We start from the raw sequence: 18,039 nt of genomic DNA on the forward strand, positions 1-18,039 counted from the left end.
GAAGGGCCCTGCTCCTCAGAGGTGAGGAGCAGGGCCCTTCGCGTTTACCGACCATGCGGGCTCAGCCGCGCCTGCCGACTGTGCAGGAGCTCAGCCGTGCCAAGAGTTCCAGAGCGCGGCGTACGAACCCTGCCGCGCGACCAGTTCGTCGTGGCTGCCGAGCTCGCTGATCCGGCCGTCCTCGACCACCGCGACCCGGTCGGCGTCGTGCGCGGTGTAGAGCCGGTGGGCGATCGCGATCACCGTACGGCCCTCGAGCACCGCTGCCAGCGAACGCTCCATGTGCCGAGCGGCCCGCGGGTCGATCAGCGAGGTCGCCTCGTCGAGCACCAGCGTGTGGGGATCGGCCAGCACCAGCCGGGCGAGCGCCAACTGCTGTGCCTGCGCGGGCGTCAGCGCGACCTGCCCCGAGCCGACGCGAGTGTCCAGCCCGTCGGGCAGAGCCTCGGCCCACTCGCGAGCGTCCACAGCCCCGAGCGCATCGAGCAGGTCGGCGTCGGAGGCGTCCGCGCGCGCCATCACCAGGTTGTCCCGCAACGTGCCGACGAAGACGTGGTGCTCCTGGGTGACCAGCGCGACCTGCTTGCGGAGCTCGTCCAGCGGTAGCTCGGTCATCCCGACGCCGCCCACCGTGACGGAGCCCGTGCGTGGCGGGTGGATGCCCGCGACCAGCCGGCCCAGGGTGGACTTGCCCGCGCCGGACGGCCCGACCATCGCGATCCGCTCGCCCGGCTGGACGGTCAGCTCCACCCCGTGCAGCACATCCCGCCCGTCGACGTACGAGAAGCGGACGTCGCGTGCGGCGACCACCTCGCCGTCGGGAGTGCGTCCCGAGGGCGTCCGGTCGTCCGGCACATCGGTGATGCCGAGCAGCCGGGCCAGCGACGCCGCACCAACCTGCAACTCGTCCATCCAGGAGATCAGCCGGTCCACCGGATCGATCAACTGGTTCACGTAGAGCACGGCGGCGGTGACCGCGCCCAGAGAGACGTGCCCGTTGATGTGCAGCCAGCCGCCGAAGAGCAGCGTGCCGACGATCGGGACGAGATACCCGACCTCCACCACCGGGAACCACACCGTGCGCAGGCGCAACGTGTAACGCTCGGCGTTGTACGACCCGCGGATGTCCCGGTCGGTACGCCGCACGCGGTCGTCGTACCGCTGGAGGGCTTCCACGGTGCGAGCGCCTTCGACGGTCTCGGCGAGCGAGCTCGTCATCTGCGCGTACGCCGCGTTCTCCCTCAGGTACCCGTCCTTGGCGCGGCGCAGGTACCAGCGGGTGCTCAGCGCGAGCACCGGCACCATCGCGAGCAGCGGGACGAGCACCCAGACGCCGACGAGCAAGGTCGCGCCGACCGTGAACAGCACGGTCACGAACGCCACGATCGTCTCCGGCACCGCGAACCGCACGGTCCTCGACAGCGCGTCCACGTCGCGCGAGGTGCGCGACAGCAGGTCACCCGTGCCGGCTTGCTCGACCGTGCCGATCGGCAGCGCGAGGGCGTTGTCGACGAACTCCTCGCGCAGCTCGGCCAGCACCTGCTCGCCGAGCGCGAACGAGCGGTACCGCGCCCACCGGGTGAGCAGCGACTGCACGACGATGAAGACCCCGATCACCAGGATGATCTGGTTCACCTTGCCGGCGGTGGTGCCTTGCTGGACGTCCTCGACCAGCTTGCCGATCAACGGCGGCGCGGCCAGACCGGACACCGCGGCCAGCGAGTGCAGGCCCATCGTGATCAGCAGCTCTCGCGGGTGCCGCCTGGCCAGTCGACGGGCGTGCCGGCGCACCTCGGCGGAGTCCGCCACGGGCAGGATCTGCCTCATGCGAGCACCTCCTCGTCCTCGGTCTGCCGGGTCACGGTCCTGCGGTACAGCTGGTCGGTCTGGAGCAGCTCACGGTGCTTGCCAACAGCAACCACTCGGCCGGCGGAAACGAAGATCACCTCGTCGACGCGGTCGAGCAGCAACGGGCTCGACGTCAGTACGACGGTGCTCCGCCCGGCACGGTGCTCCCGGAGCCGGTCCGCGATCCGAGCCTCGGTGTGCGCGTCGACCGCGGAAGTCGGCTCCACCAGCACGAGCACCGACGGGTCGGCCAGCAGCGCGCGAACGAGAACGAGTCGCTGCCGCTGTCCACCGGAGAACGAGCGGCCCTTCTCCTCGACCGTGGAGTCGAGTCCGTCGGTCAGCGCGACGAGCACGTCCTCGGCCGACGCGGTACGCATCGCGGCCATCAACTCCTCGTCGCTGCGCCGGCCGTCCGGGTCGAGCTCCTCGCGCAGCGTCCCGGTGAACATCTGGGCGCCGGTGTCGCTGACGAAGATCCGCCCGCGCACGTCCGCACGGGTCGCGCTCGCCAGCGTGACCCCGCCGTACCGGACCTCACTGGTGTCGTCGTACCGGCCGAGGCGGTCGGCCAGCACGGCGGCGCGGTCGGGCTCGGCCGAGACGATCGCGGTCAGCAGGCCGTCGCGGGCACGGATGCCGGAGACGGGGTCGACCAGGTCGCCACGATCCGGCAGGCCGACCGGGGTCGCCGGGTCGACGATGTCGGAGGTCAGCGACAGCACCCGGTTCACCCGGCGGGCTGCGACGAGGCCGCGCATCAGCTTGTCGGCGGCCTCGGTCGCGGTCCGCAGCGGCATCACCAGGAAGGTGGCGTAGCCGTAGAAGGCGACCAGCGTGCCCGCGCTCAGCTCGCCTCGGAGCGCGAAGTGCGCGCCGAGACCGACCACGATCACGATGAAGATGCCGGGCAGGAACACCTGGGCGGCATCGAGCACCGACTGGATCCGGGCCACCCTCACACCCGCGCCGCGAACCAGCTGCGACTCGCGCCGGTACCGCGTGGAGAACGAGTCCTCGCCGCCGATCCCGCGCAGCACCCGCAGGCCGGCCACGATGTCGGAGCCGAGCGAGTTCAGCTCGCCGACCGCCTCGCGGTGCGCGGACTGCCGCTTGTGCAGCGGCCGCAGCATCGGGCCCAGGCAGAACAGCATCACGGGCACGCCGATCAGCACGACCAGGCCGAGCAGGGTCGACGAGGAGAGCAGGATCACCGCGACCACGACGAAGGCGACGATCGCGCCGGCGAACCGGGCGACCACCTCGAGCACGTTCCCGATGTACGCCAGGTCGCTGGCGCCGACGCTGACCACCTCACCGGTGGCCAGGTTCTTCGGCAGCGTGGCGCCGAGGTCGGCCGACTTGCGGGTGACGACCTGGACCGTGCGGTAGGCGCCGCTCAGCCAGTTCACCACCGCGAACCGGTGCCGCATGATGCCCGCGAGCGCCTGCAGCACGCCGACCGCGAACAGCGCGGTGGTCCACAGCAGCAGCCGCTCGGTGTCGCCCGCGGCGATGCCCTGGTCGATCGCCTTGCCGAGGATCGCCGGCACGAACGCCTGCGCTCCCATCCAGAGGATGCCGAACGCCATCCCGCCCAGGAGCGTGGCCTTCTGACCGCTGGCCACCCACAGCAGGTAGCGGGCCGGCGAGCGGTGATCAGGTGTGCCGGGGTCGGCGACGGGAAGTTGTCTCATAACCCTTCGAGGCTAGGCGTGCCCACCGACAAAAGCATTCGAATAAAAGGTCTCCCGAGCGCCGGACGGTCACTTCCCAGGCGGTAGCCGACCGAGACCGGGAGAACACACTTGGTGTTCCGGCTTCATCTTGCGTTGGGCAACGAGTTCCCGGGCCGCCACCTGCACCGCCTGTGCTGGCTCCATGCTGGTGATCGCGCATCGGGGAGCGAGTGGCTACCGCCCGGAACACACGCCGGCGGCGTACCGCCTGGCTGCGGCCCTGGGGGCCGACTACCTGGAACCCGACCTGGTCGCCACGCTCGACGGCGTCCTGGTCGCCCGGCACGAGAACGAGATCTCCGGTACCACGGACGTCGCGGAGCACGCGGTGTTCGCGGACCGCAGGATCACCAAGATCATCGACGGCACCGCGGTCACCGGGTGGTTCGTCGAGGACTTCACCTACGCCGAGCTCAGCACCCTCCGGGCCCGGGAACGGATGCCCGCCCTCCGTGTGGCCAACACGGCGTACGACGGACGCGAGGCGGTCCCGACCTTCGACGACGTGGTCGCGCTGGCCCGGCAGGAGTCGGCCCGGCTCGGCCGCCCGATCGGGGTGATCCCGGAGATCAAGCACCCGGCGTACTTCCGCCGCCTCGGGCTGCCGCTGGAGGAACTGCTCGCGGAACGCCTGGACGCCCTCAGCCTGCACACGGGCGAGGTGATGATCCAGTCGTTCGAGCCGACGAGCCTGCGCCGCCTGTCGGTGATGACGGAGGTCCCGCTGGTGCAACTCGTGGACTCCGAGAGCGCGCCCAACGACTTCCTCCGGCACGGCGACAGCCGGACTTTCGCCGACCTGATCGAACCCGCCGGGCTGCGCGAGATCTCGACGTACGCGCAGGTGCTGGCACCGCACAAGGACCTGGTCATCCCGCGGACCGCGAACGGGTGCCTCGGCGAGCCGACCCCCCTGGTGGACCAGGCACACCGCGCCGGCCTCTCGGTCCAGCCCTGGACCTTCCGCGCGGAGCGCCGCTTCCTCCCGACCGGCCTCGACCTCGCTGGTGAACTGGACCGCTTCGCCGCCACCGGCATTGATGGCGTCTTCGCCGACCACCCCGACGTCGCGGTAGCAGTCGCAGCCAAGAAGACCCTCAAGGTCTAGCGCGGCAACTCCTGCCGCAACTCCTTGAGCACAGCCTCGGCCGTCGGCTTCAGCTCCTGGTCGATGGCCCGAGCCTGGTCCGTGCCCAGTACTACGAGCGCGTGCTGGGCAGGCCTGGTCCGGGACCAACCTCGTGCGCAGGTACGTCGGCGGGTGGGTCGAGTCGATCCGGGTGTCGCGCAGCCGGCTGAGCCGGACCTGCCGCTCGATCTCGCGGACAGGCACCTCGGCGGCAGCCCGGCGTACCGCTTCCAGCGGCTCCACGTCCTTGTCGAAACGCAGGGCGCGCTCGAGTGCCCGGCAGGAGGATTCGGCGAGCAGGGTCCGCTCCAGTGCCCAGGTGGTCGCGTCGGAGCCGGCGATCTCGGCCGCCTTGCGGTCCGCGAGGTACTCGGCCCGCTGGTTGCTGCGGAAGTTCACCATCTCCAGCAGCCAGGCATAGCTGCGCGCCGCGCCACCGATGACGGCGTTCAGGATCCTGGTGACGAGGGCCGGGGTCTGATCCATCCACATCTCAGTCGCGATGTCATCGCGGTACCGGTCGTACGGCTGTTCGCTGAAGGTCTTCTGGAGCTCGTCGAGCACCTGAGCGGCCGCGCCGACCACCCAGCCGTGCCGGGCGTCGGCGTTCTTACCGTGCCCGAGTTCGTGCGCGAGGATCGCGACCCGCTCTTGCGGCCCGAGGCCGGTCCAGAGCGGCAGGCCGATACCGATCACCGGACGGAAGCGCCAGCCGATCCCGGCGAACCAGATGTTCGGCTCCGCGTCGACCGCCACGGCTGCGATCGGCTTGGTCCCGATGGCCTCGGCGATCTCGTCCAGCAGCGCGAACAGGGCGGGTGCCTGCTCGCGGTACAGGAGGTGGGCGTCCGGGTCCAGCCGGTGGGCGCGGGGACGGAGGAGGACCGCCATGCCGAACGGCATCACGGACAGCGGGATGCTGAGCCAGAGCGGGCGGTAGAAGGTCAGCAGGGCGATACCGCCGAGAAGGCCGACCAGGGGAAGAAGGAGGACTACTGCCGACAGCAGGTATGCCCCGAGCCGGGCGGCGTCCCAGCCGGGGCGGTGGATGCTGCCGCGCTCGAGTTCGCGGTACAGGGTGTCGGCGAGCCTTTGCTCGAGCCGTTGTCGCCAGAGGGGCTGGTCGGCTTCAGCCGACGACGGATCGACGTTCCAGTCGCACTTTTCGCACCAGGTGACGTAGCGCCGGTAAGGCGGATCTGCTGGGCGCACTGGGGGCAGCGAGTGACGCCCTCTTGGGTCTGCACCGGAGCAGTGTGGCACCACTTCGGGCTGGTTGGTTGGGGTTGGCTGCCTGGGATTTGGCTGGTTCGGATTTTGGATGGTGCCGTCTCAGGCGGATCGGCCTGAGACGGCCGGGGGACGGACTGCACGGCAGCAGGGTGATGGCGCCTCGGGCCTATCAGGAGGCTGGTCAGCTTGCTGCCGTGCAGGGACCGTCAGGCCGCCGGCGGCTTGTCGTCATAGATCCGGGCGGCGATGTCCGACTCGGGGTTGGACTGCTGGTGGTTCTGCTGGACGTTCTGCCAGACGGCCTTGCCGTCGGCCTCCGGCATCACGATCCACGCGATCACGTAGCCGATCAGCGCGGTACCACCGGTGATCAGGGTCAGGCCGACGATGGCGAGCCGGACGAGCGTGGCGTCGATGCTGAAGTACTCAGCGAGGCCGCCTGAGACGCCCGAGAGCATCCGCTGGTCGCGTGATCGGCGAAGGGTCTTGCCGGACAGGTTCGAGAAGGGTGCGGTGGAGTTCGTCATGTCCATAAGGTTGCTGCACGCAGGCCCCTGTCCACATCAGGATCGGTACCGACCCGACCCTGGTCCCATCCCTGACCCCGGTCAGCGCCGGTCGTCGGCGCCCCTGACGACTTTCGTCAGGTTTGTCGGTGCCGGGTCTTGCCGTCGGGGCATGGATGCCGCGGCTGTGCAGAAGCTGATGCTCGAGCTGCCCGGGGTCGAGGAGCACGAGGGGTGGCGCCTCACCGCCCCGAAGTACCTGATCGCCCAGCTGGACGAGCGGCCCTGGCCGTCGGGGTCAGCGCAGTACTGCGCGCAGCCGTAGCGCCGGATCAGCCCAGTACCGCGCGCAACCAGGCGGCCGTGGTCGCGAGGTTCGCCGGGCTGTCGAACTCCGCATCCTCATGCCCGGCGCCTGCCAGCAGCTCGAAGCGGCTCCGGACGCCGGCCCTGGCGAGTGCGTCGTGCAGGGCGAAACCCTCCGCGGGAGGAACGATCCGGTCGCGGTCGCCGTGGACGATGAGGAACGGCGGCGCCTGCGGTGAGACCCGCGTCAGCAGACTGAGCTCCAGGGCCCGGTCGGCCAGCTGGGCCGGATCGGCCGTACCCAGCAGGTCTGCCTCGAACCGGAACGGCAGCAGCCGCGCCTCCAGTTCACTGCGCGCCGCCGACGCTGCCAGATCCGTCTGCCCGAACCAATGCACCACAGCCTGTACTGCGCTGGGCTGGTCGGGGTTTCCGCCGACTGCACCCTCCAGTTCGCTGTTGCCGTCGGACAGGGCCAGCAAGGACCCGAGATAGGCGCCCGCCGAAGCACCCCACATCCCGATGCGCTCGGTCGAGAGCCTGAGGCTCGGCCCATGCGCCCGCAGCCAGCGCACGGCTCCTTTGAGGTCGTGCAGTTGCTGGGGGAAGACCGCGCGTGGGGCCAGTCGGTAGTCCACAGAGACCACGGTCACGCCGTACGCGGCCAGCGGGGCGAGTCGTTTGGAGCCGTCCTGGCCCTTGTCTCCCATGCTCCACCCGCCGCCGTGTGCGTACACGGCGACTGGCGTACCGGGCTGGGTTGGACGGTAGATGTCGAGGCGCAGATCCTGATCGTCGACGGTCGCGTATGTGAGGTCCCGCTCGACCGTGACCTCACACTCGCCGGCCGTCACGCCTCGTCCACCTGGCTCGTGCCGGACGATTTCCGGTAGGTGCTGGGGGTGGTGCCGACCTCGCGGCGGAAGGCCGAGCGGAAGTTCGCGGCGGTGCCGAAGCCGGTGGCGGACGCGATCCGCTCGACCGACCAGTCCGACTCCTCCAGCAGGCGGCGGGCGCCGAGGTCGAGCGTGATGACGCGCGGTACGGCGAGGATCGCGACCGTCAGTTCGGACATGGCACCATCCTTGCTCACTTTGGCATCGCCATCCCTGGTGACAGCAGGTGCACGGCTCCTACGGTTGATTCGACATTCGCCTTCTCCGTTGGGAGCGACGTGACCAGTACACGAGTGGAGAACCTCGGGGTTCCGTGGGAGGACGCCTACGGCTACGTGCAGGCGATCAAGCGTGGGGACACCATCTACCTCTCGGGGCAGTTGTCCCACCAGGGCAGCGACCTGGTGGCGCCGGCGCCGGTCGACGAGCACGGCGCGGTGACGGACTTCTCTGCGATGGGTGAGCAGATGCGCCAGACCTACCTGAACGCCGAGGAGTTGCTGCGCCGTTTCGGTGCCTCGCTCGACGACGTGGTCGAGGAAGTCCTCTACGTGCTCGACATCGACGCGGCCTTCGCGGTGGCGGGCCCGGTGCGCAAGGCGGCCTACCGGCGGGAGGATCCCCAGGTGGCGAGCACGCTGGTCGGTGTCACCCGGTTGGCCTTCCCCGAGCAACTCCTCGAGATCAAGTTCATCGCGCGGGTCTAGTCGTCCGGCGGACCAGAATCCATTTGCTGGGAAGTCTGGGACCCTGATCACCCGCCCCTGACGACTTTCAGCTCACGGAACGGGCGATCGCTTGTTGATGATCGCCACCCGCAACAGCTGACTCAGCCTGGAAGCAACACCTTGAGGTCTCGGCGGGTGCGGCCGCCCAGCTTGCGCAGCGCACTGGCCACGTGGCTTTCGACCGTGCGAGTGGAGACGAACAGGCGGTCGGCGATCTCGGCGTTCGTCCGGCCGGCGGCCGCGAGAAGAGCGACTTCGCGCTCGCGGGGTGAGAGGTCGGTGCCGTACGAGCGGCGTCCGCCGCGACCGGACCGTACCGCGATGCCGAGCCGCCGGAGCGTACGGCGTACGCGCGCGGCATCGATCTCGGCCCCGAGTCCCGTGTAGATCCCCAGGACGTCGAGCAACATCGCCGGGTCGGTCCACTCGGCCAGGCGCTCGGCCGCGCGGGCGGCCTCGTAGGGAAGGCCGAGCCGAAGGAACTCCCTGCGCACGTGGGCGAGGCGCTCCACCGCCCCGTCCGGGTCGGTCGCACGGACCAGAATGCCCTGGCACCAGGCCAGAAAGGCCTCGGCCGAGGATGCCGACCGCGGCCCGAGATCCGTGCCGAACTCTGCCACGACCGGTACTGCGTCCCCTTGCCGCGCTTCACCTTGCTGGCGGTGCAGCCGGCCGAGCATGAACCGCAGCTCGCCGCGCCGCCAGGTCGGCAGGTCCGGGACGTAGCTGTCGACGTACTCCTGACCGGAGTGGGATCGGCACGACGGGGAAGATCACCGTCGCGGGCTCATAAATGTCGGTGGGGCCGCTTACCGTCGAAGGATGGACGTCGACGTGCTGCAGAAGGTCGTGCTGGGGCTGCCGGGGGTCGAGGAACACGAGGGCTGGGCAGGACAGCCGGTCTTCAAGGTGCGCAACAAGAGCTTCGCGTACATGTCCGAGGACGAGACCAGACTGCTCCTCAAGGCGCTGCGTGAGGAGCAGGAGGCCCTGGTGGCCGAGGACCCCGAGGTGTTCTCACCATCCTGGGCGTCCGGCCGCTTCGCCTGGCTGGACGTCAAGGTCGCCGCGGCCGACGATCAAGAGCTTCGCGAGCTCATCACCGAAGCCTGGCGCCTGACCGCCCCGAAGTATCTGATCGCCCGGTTGGCCTCCTAGAGAGTCTTGCGGACCAGGACCCACTGCGGGCTGGTGCGGCTGACCTCGGTGAAGCCTGCGTCGAGGAAGACGGACAACGGGCCGCGATAGAGGTCGGCCGAGGGAATGCGGTTGGTCGTGGAGGTGTCGACGGCACAGCCCTCGACAACGGTGGCGCCGTACGAGCGGGCCAGGTCGACAGCGCCGCCGGCCAGTCCCCGCGCGACGCCCTGGCGCCGGCGGCCCACCGGTACGACGAAGCACGTGATCACCCACGCCTCCGGCCGGTCGGTGCGCCAGTTGGGTGAGGCGACGACCCGTGGGTACGACGTCCGCGGGGCGACCGCGCACCAGCCGACCGGCGTGGTCCCGTCGTACGCGAGAACGCCGGGTCGTTGCTCCGCGTCACAGACCTGGGATCGCAACGCCTGCCGGTGGCTGTCCGGGGTCCCGTCCGACCATTGCCGGCCGCGAAGCCGGAAATACTGACAGAAGCACCGGGCCGGGTCGCCACGCTCGCCCATCACCATCGCCACGTCGTCCCACGAGTCCGGCCCGGCCGGGCGCACCTCCAGCATGCGGTCACCGTACTGCGCCTGGCGTGACCGGATGCGTCCGGTGAGGGACCGGGACGAGACTGTCGCCGGACCAGCTGTGATGCGAGGTTCGGGGCATGTCGAACGAACCTGAAGCAGTCTTTCTCGATGACGCCGAAACCAGCCCGGTGGCGCCGGGCATCGTCCGCCGGGCCCTACCGTCCAGCGGGCAGGTGCTGGTCCGCGCCTTCGATCTCGAGGCCGGGATCACCTGGCCGGAGATCGACGTGCACGATCGGGACGAGTTGATCTACGTCGCGTCGGGCGAACTGCTCGACCACGGCCGGGCCTACCCGGCGGGGACGTACCTGTACTACCGGGCCGGCAGCCGGCACCAGCCGCGGACCGAGACCGGTGTCCGGATCATCGTCATCGGCCCGGCGCAGGCGCCCGCCGCGGGCTGATCGCGAGCCGGCCCCTGGGCGCGGGCTGGCTTGCACTCGTTTGGGTCGAGTGCTAATACTTGGTTAGCACTCGCCGGGCGAGAGTGATAACCACCCACGCCCGGGAAGTGTGACCATAGACGGCCTCGATGAGGTACCGGAGGGGTGGCGGGACGTGACCGCCGCACCGAAAGTACCGTCCGTCGCGGGCATCCGGCCGGCTGAACCAAAAACTCGACGCGGGAGGACTCGCGGAGAATGCCCAAGCTGATTTCTTTCAATGAAGAGGCGCGCCGTGGCCTCGAGCGGGGTATGAACACCCTCGCCGACGCCGTGAAGGTGACGCTCGGCCCCAAGGGTCGCAACGTCGTGCTGGAGAAGAAGTGGGGCGCCCCCACGATCACCAACGACGGTGTCTCCATCGCCAAGGAGATCGAGCTCGAGGACCCGTACGAGAAGATCGGGGCCGAGCTCGTCAAGGAAGTTGCCAAGAAGACCGACGACGTCGCGGGTGACGGCACCACCACCGCCACCGTGCTGGCTCAGGCTCTCGTTCGCGAGGGTCTGCGCAACGTTGCCGCCGGCGCCAACCCGATGGGCCTGAAGAAGGGCATCGAGAAGGCTGTCGAGGCCGTCAGCGAGCAGTTGCTGGCGCTCGCGAAGCCCGTCGAGACCCGTGAGCAGATCGCGGCCACCGCCTCGATCTCCGCCGCGGACAGCCAGGTCGGCCAGATCATCGCCGAGGCGATGGACAAGGTCGGCAAGGAAGGTGTCATCACCGTCGAGGAGAGCAACACCTTCGGTCTCGAGCTCGAGCTCACCGAGGGTATGCGCTTCGACAAGGGATACATCTCGCCGTACTTCGTGACGGACACCGAGCGGATGGAAGCGGTCCTCGACGACCCGTACATCCTGATCGTGAACAGCAAGATCTCCAGCATCAAGGACCTGGTCCCGGTGCTGGAGAAGGTGATGCAGACCGGCAAGCCGCTGGCCATCATCGCCGAGGACATCGAGGGCGAGGCCCTGGCGACCCTGGTCGTGAACAAGATCAAGGGCACCTTCAAGACCGTCGCCGTCAAGGCGCCGGGCTTCGGTGACCGCCGCAAGGCCATGCTCGTCGACATCGCCGTCCTCGCCGGCGGCGAGGTGATCTCCGAGGAGGTCGGCCTCAAGCTCGACTCCGTGGACGTGGAGCTGCTCGGCCAGGCTCGCAAGATCGTCGTCACCAAGGACGAGACGACCATCGTCGAGGGCCAGGGCGACGCCGACCAGATCTCCGGCCGGGTCAACCAGATCCGCGCCGAGATCGAGAAGTCGGACTCCGACTACGACCGCGAGAAGCTGCAGGAGCGGCTGGCCAAGCTGGCCGGTGGCGTTGCGGTGATCAAGGTCGGCGCGGCCACCGAGGTCGAGCTGAAGGAGCGCAAGCACCGCATCGAGGACGCCGTTCGCAACGCGAAGGCGGCCGTCGAGGAGGGCATCGTCGCCGGTGGCGGCGTGGCGCTGCTGCAGGCGAGCGTGATCGCGTTCGAGAAGCTGGAGCTCGAGGGTGACGAGGCCACCGGTGCCGCCATCGTGCGGTCCGCGGTCGAGGCGCCGTTGAAGCAGATCGCCGTGAACGCCGGCCTCGAGGGCGGCGTCGTGGTGGAGAAGGTTCGCAACCTCGAGCCGGGTCACGGTCTGAACGCCGCGACCGGTGAGTACGTCGACCTGATCGCCACCGGCATCATCGACCCTGCCAAGGTCACCCGTTCGGCGCTGCAGAACGCAGCCTCGATCGCGGCGCTGTTCCTCACCACCGAGGCAGTCATCGCCGACAAGCCCGAGAAGGCCGGTGCCGCCCAGGGCGGTGCCCCCGACATGGGCGGCATGGACTTCTGATTCCCTGAAGTCCCGCAAGACAAGGGCGGTCCCGGGTTCCAACCCGGGACCGCCTTCTTGTTGGAGGCGGTGAAGGCGGTCGCGAGGCTCGATGCGGCAATCGGGTAGGACGCGGTCAGGCGTGGTGGCTTGCGGCTAATGCGGACCTTCGCACTCCGCCAGGAGTGCTTGGATAGCTGGGCTGGCGTTGGCGCTGTGGCGCCAGGCGGCGTGGACCTCGCGCTTTGGTTGGCGTCGGAGTGGGCGGGAGACGAGGTCTTCTCCCAAGGGTGGGCGAGCCAGGCGGGGGATCAGCGCGAGAACGTCCCCTGAGGCGACCAGGGACAGTTGGGTGGCGAAGTCGTCGATCAGGTGGCGTACGTCGGGGTCTTCGGGCACGTCGGCGAACAGGCGGCGGAACCATTGGTGGCACACCGAGCCGGGCGGGCTCGTCACCCACGCGTGGCCGGCCAGATCGGATCCGGCGAGTGGCCGGTCGAGCCGTGCGAGCGGATGCGTCCGGCTCATCACGACGTCACCGACGTCGGTGTGCAGGTGGCGCTGGGTCAGGGACGCTGGCAGCGGGGCCGGCAGCCCGTCGGCGTCGTGGACGAGGGCAAGGTCGGCGGTACCGGCATCGACGCTGTGGAGGGCTTGATCGGGGTCCTGCTCGGTGATGTGCACGCGGAGGTCCGGGCAGCGCGTCGACAGGCGCGGAAGGGTGGGCGCGAGCAGCCCGCGGACAGCGGTCGAGAAGGCAACCACGCGGAGGATGCCCCGCGGCGCGCCTTCCGAGACTGACTGGGCCGCTTCGGCGCAGCGCTCCAGCGCCTGGAACACTTCGGGCGCTGAGTCGACGATGGCCTGCCCGGCCGGAGTGAGCACGACCCCGCGTCCCGCCGGCGCGAGCACCGGCACACTGACCTGGCGTTCCAGCCGCTTGAGCTGCTGGGACACCGCCGAGGACGTGAACCCGAGTTCATCGGCCGCTCGCGCCAGCGTCCCGAGAGCAGCCACCGACCGCAACGCCCGCAAAGCACCGACCTCAATCATGAAGGCAGACTACGCAATACCGGCAAGAAAGCATCGCTGGACCGCACCTATCGGGCCGAGGCAGGATCGCAGCCATGACCGACCTGCAGGACTCTGCTGACCAACTCTTCGGCTCCAACCTCGTCGCCGTGGTGACCCCGATGCATCCGGACGGCACGATCAGCGAACCTGGTCTCGCCAACCTCGTCGACCACCTGCTGACCACAGGGTGCGACGGCATCGTCGTCGGCGGGACCACCGGTGAATCGCCCACCCTGACCGAAGCCGAGGCAGCCCGGCTGGTCGGTGCCGTGGCGGCTCGATCGAAGAACCGAGCTCGCGTGATCGCCGGTATCGGCACCTACGACACGGCCGTCAGCATTCAACGGTCCCGTGAGGCCGAGGCTGCCGGGGCGGATGCGCTGCTGCTCGTCTGCCCCTACTACTCGAGGCCGACCCAGGCCGGGGTGGTGGCCCATTGCGTGGCGGTGGCCGATGCGACCGAGCTACCCGTGATGCTGTACGACGTCCCCGCACGCACAGGGATCGCGATGGATGCGCCCACGCTCATCGAACTCGCCGGCCACCCCCGGATCCGAGCGGTCAAGGACGCCAAGGGCGACTTGTTCGAAGCGATGTCCGTGATGGCCCGTACATCGCTGGCCTACTACTGCGGCATCGATGAACTCAACCTGCCGTACCTCGCGTGCGGCGCCACCGGTGTGGTCAGCGTCGTGGGCAATGTCGTTGCCGACCGCAATGCCGAGCTCATCCGAGCGGTTCGCGGCGGCGACCTCGACTCGGCGAGGGCGATCCAAGGTTCGCTGATTCCCTTGGTGGACGCCATCATGCGCACCTCCCAAGGGGCCGTGATGGCCAAGGCCGCTCTGGCGGAGCTCGGGATCATCCCGCACGCGACCGTGCGCCTTCCGCTGCTCGAGTCGCCGCCGCCTCACCTCCAGCGGCTGACGGATGCCCTGGCAACCATCGCCGTCCCTGCCTGACCGAGCCCCGCCAGGCGTACTAGCCGGCCAGGGCCTCAGGGTCAGCGGCTCGGATCAGGCGGAGTTGGCCTATCTCAGCGGCGTTCTTCGTGAGCTCGACGTTCACCCAGGCGAACAGGTCGGCGACCGAGCGGCCGGACTCGGGTGGCCAGGGAAATGCGACCGGCTTGGCCAGCCAGCTGTCGTCGGCGTCTTCCAGGACGTGGGTCCACTCGTCGCGCAGTACGCGCATCCAGTGCAGCGTTCCGGCCAGGTCGCCGGGCCAGCGCACTGCGGCCCGCTCAGGCGGTAGGACGCCCCGGGCGTGGGCGATGGCGGTGGTCCACCACCAGCCGACATGCCAGCTGAGCCAGCCGATCGTCGGTACCGGGATCGGGTCGAGCGCGTCGTCCGACCAGTCGGCCTGCCAGGTGCCCGCGGCGTCCGGCCGGACCGTCCAGCACAGCGCCGCGGGCTCCCAGAGCAGATCGTCAGGGGTCAGCCGCTGCAGGTGGTACTCGAACAGCGCCCAGCTCACCTCGAACTGACCGAGCACGAGCTCCCTGATGCCCGACAGGCCTTGACCTCTGACCGGTACCGTCACCGGGGAATCATCTCAGGACTGCTCGTCCCCCTCGCAGCAGGATGCGTAGTGGTCGTCGGTGCGGCGGCGGCACATCCCAGCTGTGAATAATCGGTGGACTATGACCCTCTGCGGACCTAATCTCCTCGGCAGCGAGAACGAGCCCGAGTGGAAGGAGCGACCGATGAACAGCACATCGTGTAGTCCGGCGCACCGGTTCCGCTCGTCCAGCTCGCACTGAGCGGAGCCCGGCGCCTCCTTCTGGAGGATTCGTGAAGATCCGTACCGCCGTCGAGACCGATCTCGACACCATCCACACCCTGATCGCCGAGCAGTCGCTCAACACCGTCACGAGGGAACGCTTCGACCAGTACATCGCGTCGGGCGCGTACCGCTACGACTGGTCCTGGGTCGCCGAGCAGGACGGCCGGATCGTCGGCCTGTCCATCTGGTGGGGCATGGAGCAGTTCGACCACCCCTTCAGCATCGACGGCCTGTACTGCGTCCCCGGTGCCGACCGGGTCGCCGTCTGGACCGAGCTGATCCGGCACACCCTGACCGAGTTCCCGGCCGACGCGGAACCGCCGGAGTACCACATCTTCCTGCCTAACGGCTGGCGCGATCGCCCGGACGTCGTTGCGGAGCTGGAGCCGCGGCTCAAGGCTGCTGCCGCGGCCGGGCTGTCCGAACGCACGGAACGCCTGCGCTACGAGTGGCTCCCGGAGTACGGGCTGCCGGTGAGGTCGAGCCGGTTGCGGTTCGAGCCGGCCGACGACGAGCCGTTCGTCGACGTGTTCACCCGGGTGATCAAGGGCAGCCTCGACGCCGCGACCGCGCGGGATGTCGCCCGGCTCGGCGCGGAGGGCGCCGCCCGGCAGGACCTGGAGATCTACCAGTCCATGCCGGGTGACCGCTCCTGGTGGCGACTCGCGTACGACGCGGCCGGCGAGCTGGTGGGGTTCGCGCTGCCTTCGGCGAACAACGGCGGCCCGGTCGTCGGGTACCTCGGCGTGCTGGCAGAACACCGCGGCAACAGGTACAGCGACGACCTGCTCGCGGAGATCACGCACCTCCTGGTGGGGACCGGCGCGGAGCGGATCAGGGCTGACACCGACCTGACGAACAAGCCGATGGCGGCGTGCTTCGAGAGGCTCGGCTACCGCAACCACGAGGTCCGGCTGGTGCTCAGCTACCCGGCCGGCTGATCCTCGCCGCCGTCTGCCCCGAGGCCGGGAAAGGCTGCTGTTCCCGGGGCCGGGAAAGCTGCTGGAAATGGCAGGCTTCCAGGGGCAGACGGCGGCAGCGGTGACCCCTATGATTCCGTGACATATCAGTCACCTCTGGTCGTCCGGCCGGAGCCGAGGGGGAAACCAGCGATGCGTGACATCGCGCTGATCCTGCACGTCGCCGCAGGAGCCGTCGCCGTAGTACTCGGGCCGTTCGCGATCGTCTTCACGCTGAAGGCGCGCCGCCTCAACTGGGTCGGTGAGAGCTACCACTGGGCGATCGCCCTGCTCTGTGTCTCCGCGCTGGTGATGGTGCCCAGCGACTGGGCCCGGCTGTGGATGTTCTGGCCGATCTCGATCGCGTCGTACCTGTTCGTCTACCTCGGCCAGCGAGCCGCGGAAGCACCCGGTGGTCTCTGGTACCGCGGGGTGCTCCGCGGCTACGGCGGCAGCTGGATCGCTTTGTGGACAGCGATTCTGGTGATCAGCGCGCCGGATCATCCATGGATCTGGGCGATCCCGATCGTCGCCGGGACCGCCCTGATCGAACTGCTCTGCTTCCGGCCGGCTCCGGCTTGGACCGAGGCCGACAGGTAGTCAGCGCAAGGGACGGAAGAAGGTCCGGAGGTCGTCGGTCAGCAGATCGGGGACCTCCATCGCGGCGAAGTGCCCGCCGCGCTCGTACTCGTTCCAGTGCTCGATCTTGCCTTCGGGGTCGATGATGCTCTTGATCGCCGTCTCGGCGCCGAACACTGCCACCCCGGTCGGCGGCCCGGCGACCGCACCCCAGTCCCCGGACCCGCCGTCACCCTCGTCGGATCCCCAGCCTTCGGAACCGGCCGACTCCTGTTGGGCGACGAAAGCCTTCCACGCCTGCATTCCGTCGTACACGGCATGCGCGGTCGATGCGCCCGAGCCGGTGAACCAGTACAGGCTGATGTTGGTGAGCAGTTGGTCGCGATCGACCGCTTCCTCGGGGAGCTTGGCCAGTGGGTCGGTCCACTCGGCGAACTTCTCCACGATCCAGGCGAGCTGCCCGACGGGGGAGTCGTTGAGGGCGTAGGCCAGCGTCTGCGGGCGGGTCGACTGCAGCACGAGGTAACCGAATCCTTCGTCGAGCATCCGGTTGAACGTCTCGCCGCGCGCCCGGTCGCTGTCCGAGAGGCCCTCCAGTGGGAGCGGGTCGCCGAACGGCGTACCCCCGGCCAGCCCGGCCAGGTGCACACCCGTCACGTGTTCCGGGTCGACCATCGGCAGCATCCCCACGACACCCGAGCCGGCGTCGGTCCCGTGCGCGGCGTACCGGTCGTAGCCGAGGCGCTTCATCAACTCGGCCCAGGCCATCGCGACACCGAACAGGTTGAACCCCGCTTCGCCCATCGGAGTGGAGAACCCGTACCCGGGCAGCGACGGTACGACGACGTGGAACGCGTCGGCCGGGTCGCCGCCGTGTGCGCGGGGATCGCTCAGCGGGCCGATCAGCCGCTGGAACTCGATCGGCGAACCGGGCCAGCCGTGCGTCAGGATCAGCGCCTTCGCGTCCGGCTCGGGCGAACGCTGGTGGAAGAAGTGGATCCGCTGGCCGTTGATCTCGGTGGTGAACTGAGGGATCTCGTTCAGCGCCGCCTCCTGGGCGCGCCAGTCGTACCCGTCCGCCCAGTACTCCGCCAGTTCCTTGAGGTAGCTCACCGGGACGCCACGACTCCAGTCGTCCACCCGCGGCGTCACCGGCCACCTCGTGTTCCGCAACCGCGCCCGAAGATCGTCCACCTCACCCTGAGGAATCTCGATCCGGAAGGCCTCAACCTCGCTGCTGTTCGTCATGCTTCCAAGCTAGGACCAATAGCGGCG

General features: G+C 69.2%; 19 protein-coding genes and 1 pseudogene. 9 read left to right on the plus strand and 11 right to left on the minus strand.

Features of this window, described 5'->3' with window-relative positions:
* Positions 1-90 precede the first annotated feature (90 nt).
* Entirely contained in the window at positions 91-1,827 is a 1,737-nt protein-coding gene (locus EV644_RS22885; protein ID WP_132190735.1) for an ABC transporter ATP-binding protein, read from the minus strand.
* Positions 1,824-3,545, minus strand: a complete 1,722-nt coding sequence (locus EV644_RS22890) for an ABC transporter ATP-binding protein (RefSeq protein ID WP_132190736.1) — start codon at positions 3,543-3,545, stop codon at positions 1,824-1,826. Before EV644_RS22890 ends, EV644_RS22885 begins: the two co-directional genes overlap by 4 nt.
* A gap of 184 nt (positions 3,546-3,729) precedes the next feature.
* Here EV644_RS22890 and EV644_RS22895 point away from each other — a divergent pair, with 184 nt between their 5' ends.
* Positions 3,730-4,695 carry a glycerophosphodiester phosphodiesterase gene (locus EV644_RS22895; protein WP_132190737.1) on the plus strand — a complete coding sequence of 322 codons (966 nt, stop codon included), beginning with the start codon at positions 3,730-3,732 and terminating at the stop codon, positions 4,693-4,695.
* A gap of 192 nt (positions 4,696-4,887) precedes the next feature.
* Here the strand turns inward: EV644_RS22895 and EV644_RS46510 are convergent.
* Positions 4,888-5,619, minus strand: a pseudogene (locus EV644_RS46510) (M48 family metallopeptidase); the annotation flags it as partial.
* Positions 5,620-6,155: 536 nt separating this feature from the next.
* Positions 6,156-6,476 carry a PspC domain-containing protein gene (locus EV644_RS22905; protein ID WP_241995717.1) on the minus strand — a complete coding sequence of 107 codons (321 nt, stop codon included), beginning with the start codon at positions 6,474-6,476 and terminating at the stop codon, positions 6,156-6,158.
* A 151-nt stretch (positions 6,477-6,627) separates the two neighbouring features.
* Here EV644_RS22905 and EV644_RS44675 point away from each other — a divergent pair, with 151 nt between their 5' ends.
* Entirely contained in the window at positions 6,628-6,780 is a 153-nt protein-coding gene (locus tag EV644_RS44675) for a hypothetical protein (protein WP_158292907.1), read from the plus strand.
* Between the two features lie 7 nt (positions 6,781-6,787).
* Here EV644_RS44675 and EV644_RS22910 read toward each other — a convergent pair whose 3' ends face one another.
* On the minus strand, positions 6,788-7,615 hold the full coding sequence (locus EV644_RS22910; protein ID WP_132190739.1) for an alpha/beta hydrolase: 828 nt from the start codon (positions 7,613-7,615) through the stop codon (positions 6,788-6,790).
* On the minus strand, positions 7,612-7,836 hold the full coding sequence (locus tag EV644_RS22915; RefSeq protein WP_132190740.1) for a helix-turn-helix domain-containing protein: 225 nt from the start codon (positions 7,834-7,836) through the stop codon (positions 7,612-7,614). Before EV644_RS22915 ends, EV644_RS22910 begins: the two co-directional genes overlap by 4 nt.
* Positions 7,837-7,935: 99 nt before the next feature.
* Between EV644_RS22915 and EV644_RS22920 the strand changes: the two genes are divergently transcribed.
* Entirely contained in the window at positions 7,936-8,364 is a 429-nt protein-coding gene (locus tag EV644_RS22920; RefSeq protein WP_241998646.1) for a RidA family protein, read from the plus strand.
* A gap of 122 nt (positions 8,365-8,486) precedes the next feature.
* On the opposite strand, the gene EV644_RS22925 is transcribed toward EV644_RS22920, so the two are convergent.
* Positions 8,487-9,065 (minus strand): helix-turn-helix transcriptional regulator, encoded by a 579-nt coding sequence (locus EV644_RS22925; RefSeq protein ID WP_132190741.1) that lies wholly within the window; start codon positions 9,063-9,065, stop codon positions 8,487-8,489.
* Between the two features lie 142 nt (positions 9,066-9,207).
* On the opposite strand from EV644_RS22925, the gene EV644_RS22930 reads away from it, so the two are divergent.
* Positions 9,208-9,543: an MmcQ/YjbR family DNA-binding protein gene (locus tag EV644_RS22930; RefSeq protein WP_199239951.1), complete on the plus strand. Its 336-nt coding sequence runs from the start codon at positions 9,208-9,210 to the stop codon at positions 9,541-9,543.
* On the opposite strand, the gene EV644_RS22935 is transcribed toward EV644_RS22930, so the two are convergent.
* Positions 9,540-10,100 carry a GNAT family N-acetyltransferase gene (locus EV644_RS22935; RefSeq protein WP_132190742.1) on the minus strand — a complete coding sequence of 187 codons (561 nt, stop codon included), beginning with the start codon at positions 10,098-10,100 and terminating at the stop codon, positions 9,540-9,542. The two genes, EV644_RS22930 and EV644_RS22935, sit on opposite strands and share 4 nt — an antisense overlap.
* 95 nt (positions 10,101-10,195) lie before the next feature.
* On the opposite strand from EV644_RS22935, the gene EV644_RS22940 reads away from it, so the two are divergent.
* Together EV644_RS22940 and groL are read left to right on the plus strand one after the other, a co-directional pair.
* Positions 10,196-10,522, plus strand: coding sequence for a cupin domain-containing protein (locus EV644_RS22940; protein ID WP_132190743.1), 327 nt, complete (start codon positions 10,196-10,198; stop codon positions 10,520-10,522).
* Positions 10,523-10,759: 237 nt separating this feature from the next.
* On the plus strand, positions 10,760-12,385 hold the full coding sequence (gene groL, locus EV644_RS22945) for a chaperonin GroEL (protein WP_132190744.1): 1,626 nt from the start codon (positions 10,760-10,762) through the stop codon (positions 12,383-12,385).
* Positions 12,386-12,520: 135 nt separating this feature from the next.
* Here groL and EV644_RS22950 read toward each other — a convergent pair whose 3' ends face one another.
* Positions 12,521-13,417: a LysR family transcriptional regulator gene (locus EV644_RS22950; protein WP_132190745.1), complete on the minus strand. Its 897-nt coding sequence runs from the start codon at positions 13,415-13,417 to the stop codon at positions 12,521-12,523.
* Positions 13,418-13,491: 74 nt separating this feature from the next.
* Between EV644_RS22950 and dapA the strand changes: the two genes are divergently transcribed.
* Positions 13,492-14,400 (plus strand): 4-hydroxy-tetrahydrodipicolinate synthase, encoded by a 909-nt coding sequence (dapA, locus tag EV644_RS22955; RefSeq protein ID WP_132190746.1) that lies wholly within the window; start codon positions 13,492-13,494, stop codon positions 14,398-14,400.
* A 19-nt stretch (positions 14,401-14,419) separates the two neighbouring features.
* Here dapA and EV644_RS22960 read toward each other — a convergent pair whose 3' ends face one another.
* On the minus strand, positions 14,420-14,983 hold the full coding sequence (locus EV644_RS22960) for a DinB family protein (RefSeq protein WP_241998648.1): 564 nt from the start codon (positions 14,981-14,983) through the stop codon (positions 14,420-14,422).
* Between the two features lie 251 nt (positions 14,984-15,234).
* On the opposite strand from EV644_RS22960, the gene EV644_RS22965 reads away from it, so the two are divergent.
* Together EV644_RS22965 and EV644_RS22970 are read left to right on the plus strand one after the other, a co-directional pair.
* Positions 15,235-16,167 carry a GNAT family N-acetyltransferase gene (locus EV644_RS22965; protein WP_132190747.1) on the plus strand — a complete coding sequence of 311 codons (933 nt, stop codon included), beginning with the start codon at positions 15,235-15,237 and terminating at the stop codon, positions 16,165-16,167.
* A gap of 171 nt (positions 16,168-16,338) precedes the next feature.
* Positions 16,339-16,785 carry a hypothetical protein gene (locus tag EV644_RS22970; protein ID WP_132190748.1) on the plus strand — a complete coding sequence of 149 codons (447 nt, stop codon included), beginning with the start codon at positions 16,339-16,341 and terminating at the stop codon, positions 16,783-16,785.
* Here the strand turns inward: EV644_RS22970 and EV644_RS22975 are convergent, their stop codons facing one another.
* The gene (locus EV644_RS22975) at positions 16,786-18,012 is read right to left on the minus strand and encodes an epoxide hydrolase family protein (protein WP_132190749.1); all 1,227 of its coding nucleotides are present in this window, start codon (positions 18,010-18,012) and stop codon (positions 16,786-16,788) included.
* Positions 18,013-18,039: the final 27 nt, after the last annotated feature.

Source organism: Kribbella orskensis, assembly GCF_004342085.1.
Lineage (GTDB): Bacteria > Actinomycetota > Actinomycetes > Propionibacteriales > Kribbellaceae > Kribbella > Kribbella orskensis.

What these genes read in the sequence shown, in the direction of transcription:
- EV644_RS22885 (WP_132190735.1), bottom strand. Translation starts at nt 1,827, where the DNA reads ATGAGGCAGATCCTGCCCGTGGCGGACTCCGCCGAGGTGCGCCGGCAC.
- EV644_RS22890 (WP_132190736.1), bottom strand. Translation starts at nt 3,545, where the DNA reads ATGAGACAACTTCCCGTCGCCGACCCCGGCACACCTGATCACCGCTCG.
- EV644_RS22895 (WP_132190737.1), top strand. Translation starts at nt 3,730, where the DNA reads ATGCTGGTGATCGCGCATCGGGGAGCGAGTGGCTACCGCCCGGAACAC.
- EV644_RS22905 (WP_241995717.1), bottom strand. Translation starts at nt 6,476, where the DNA reads ATGACGAACTCCACCGCACCCTTCTCGAACCTGTCCGGCAAGACCCTT.
- EV644_RS44675 (WP_158292907.1), top strand. Translation starts at nt 6,628, where the DNA reads ATGGATGCCGCGGCTGTGCAGAAGCTGATGCTCGAGCTGCCCGGGGTC.
- EV644_RS22915 (WP_132190740.1), bottom strand. Translation starts at nt 7,836, where the DNA reads ATGTCCGAACTGACGGTCGCGATCCTCGCCGTACCGCGCGTCATCACG.
- EV644_RS22925 (WP_132190741.1), bottom strand. Translation starts at nt 9,065, where the DNA reads ATGCTCGGCCGGCTGCACCGCCAGCAAGGTGAAGCGCGGCAAGGGGAC.
- EV644_RS22930 (WP_199239951.1), top strand. Translation starts at nt 9,208, where the DNA reads ATGGACGTCGACGTGCTGCAGAAGGTCGTGCTGGGGCTGCCGGGGGTC.
- EV644_RS22935 (WP_132190742.1), bottom strand. Translation starts at nt 10,100, where the DNA reads ATGCTGGAGGTGCGCCCGGCCGGGCCGGACTCGTGGGACGACGTGGCG.
- EV644_RS22940 (WP_132190743.1), top strand. Translation starts at nt 10,196, where the DNA reads ATGTCGAACGAACCTGAAGCAGTCTTTCTCGATGACGCCGAAACCAGC.
- groL (WP_132190744.1), top strand. Translation starts at nt 10,760, where the DNA reads ATGCCCAAGCTGATTTCTTTCAATGAAGAGGCGCGCCGTGGCCTCGAG.
- EV644_RS22950 (WP_132190745.1), bottom strand. Translation starts at nt 13,417, where the DNA reads ATGATTGAGGTCGGTGCTTTGCGGGCGTTGCGGTCGGTGGCTGCTCTC.
- dapA (WP_132190746.1), top strand. Translation starts at nt 13,492, where the DNA reads ATGACCGACCTGCAGGACTCTGCTGACCAACTCTTCGGCTCCAACCTC.
- EV644_RS22970 (WP_132190748.1), top strand. Translation starts at nt 16,339, where the DNA reads ATGCGTGACATCGCGCTGATCCTGCACGTCGCCGCAGGAGCCGTCGCC.
- EV644_RS22975 (WP_132190749.1), bottom strand. Translation starts at nt 18,012, where the DNA reads ATGACGAACAGCAGCGAGGTTGAGGCCTTCCGGATCGAGATTCCTCAG.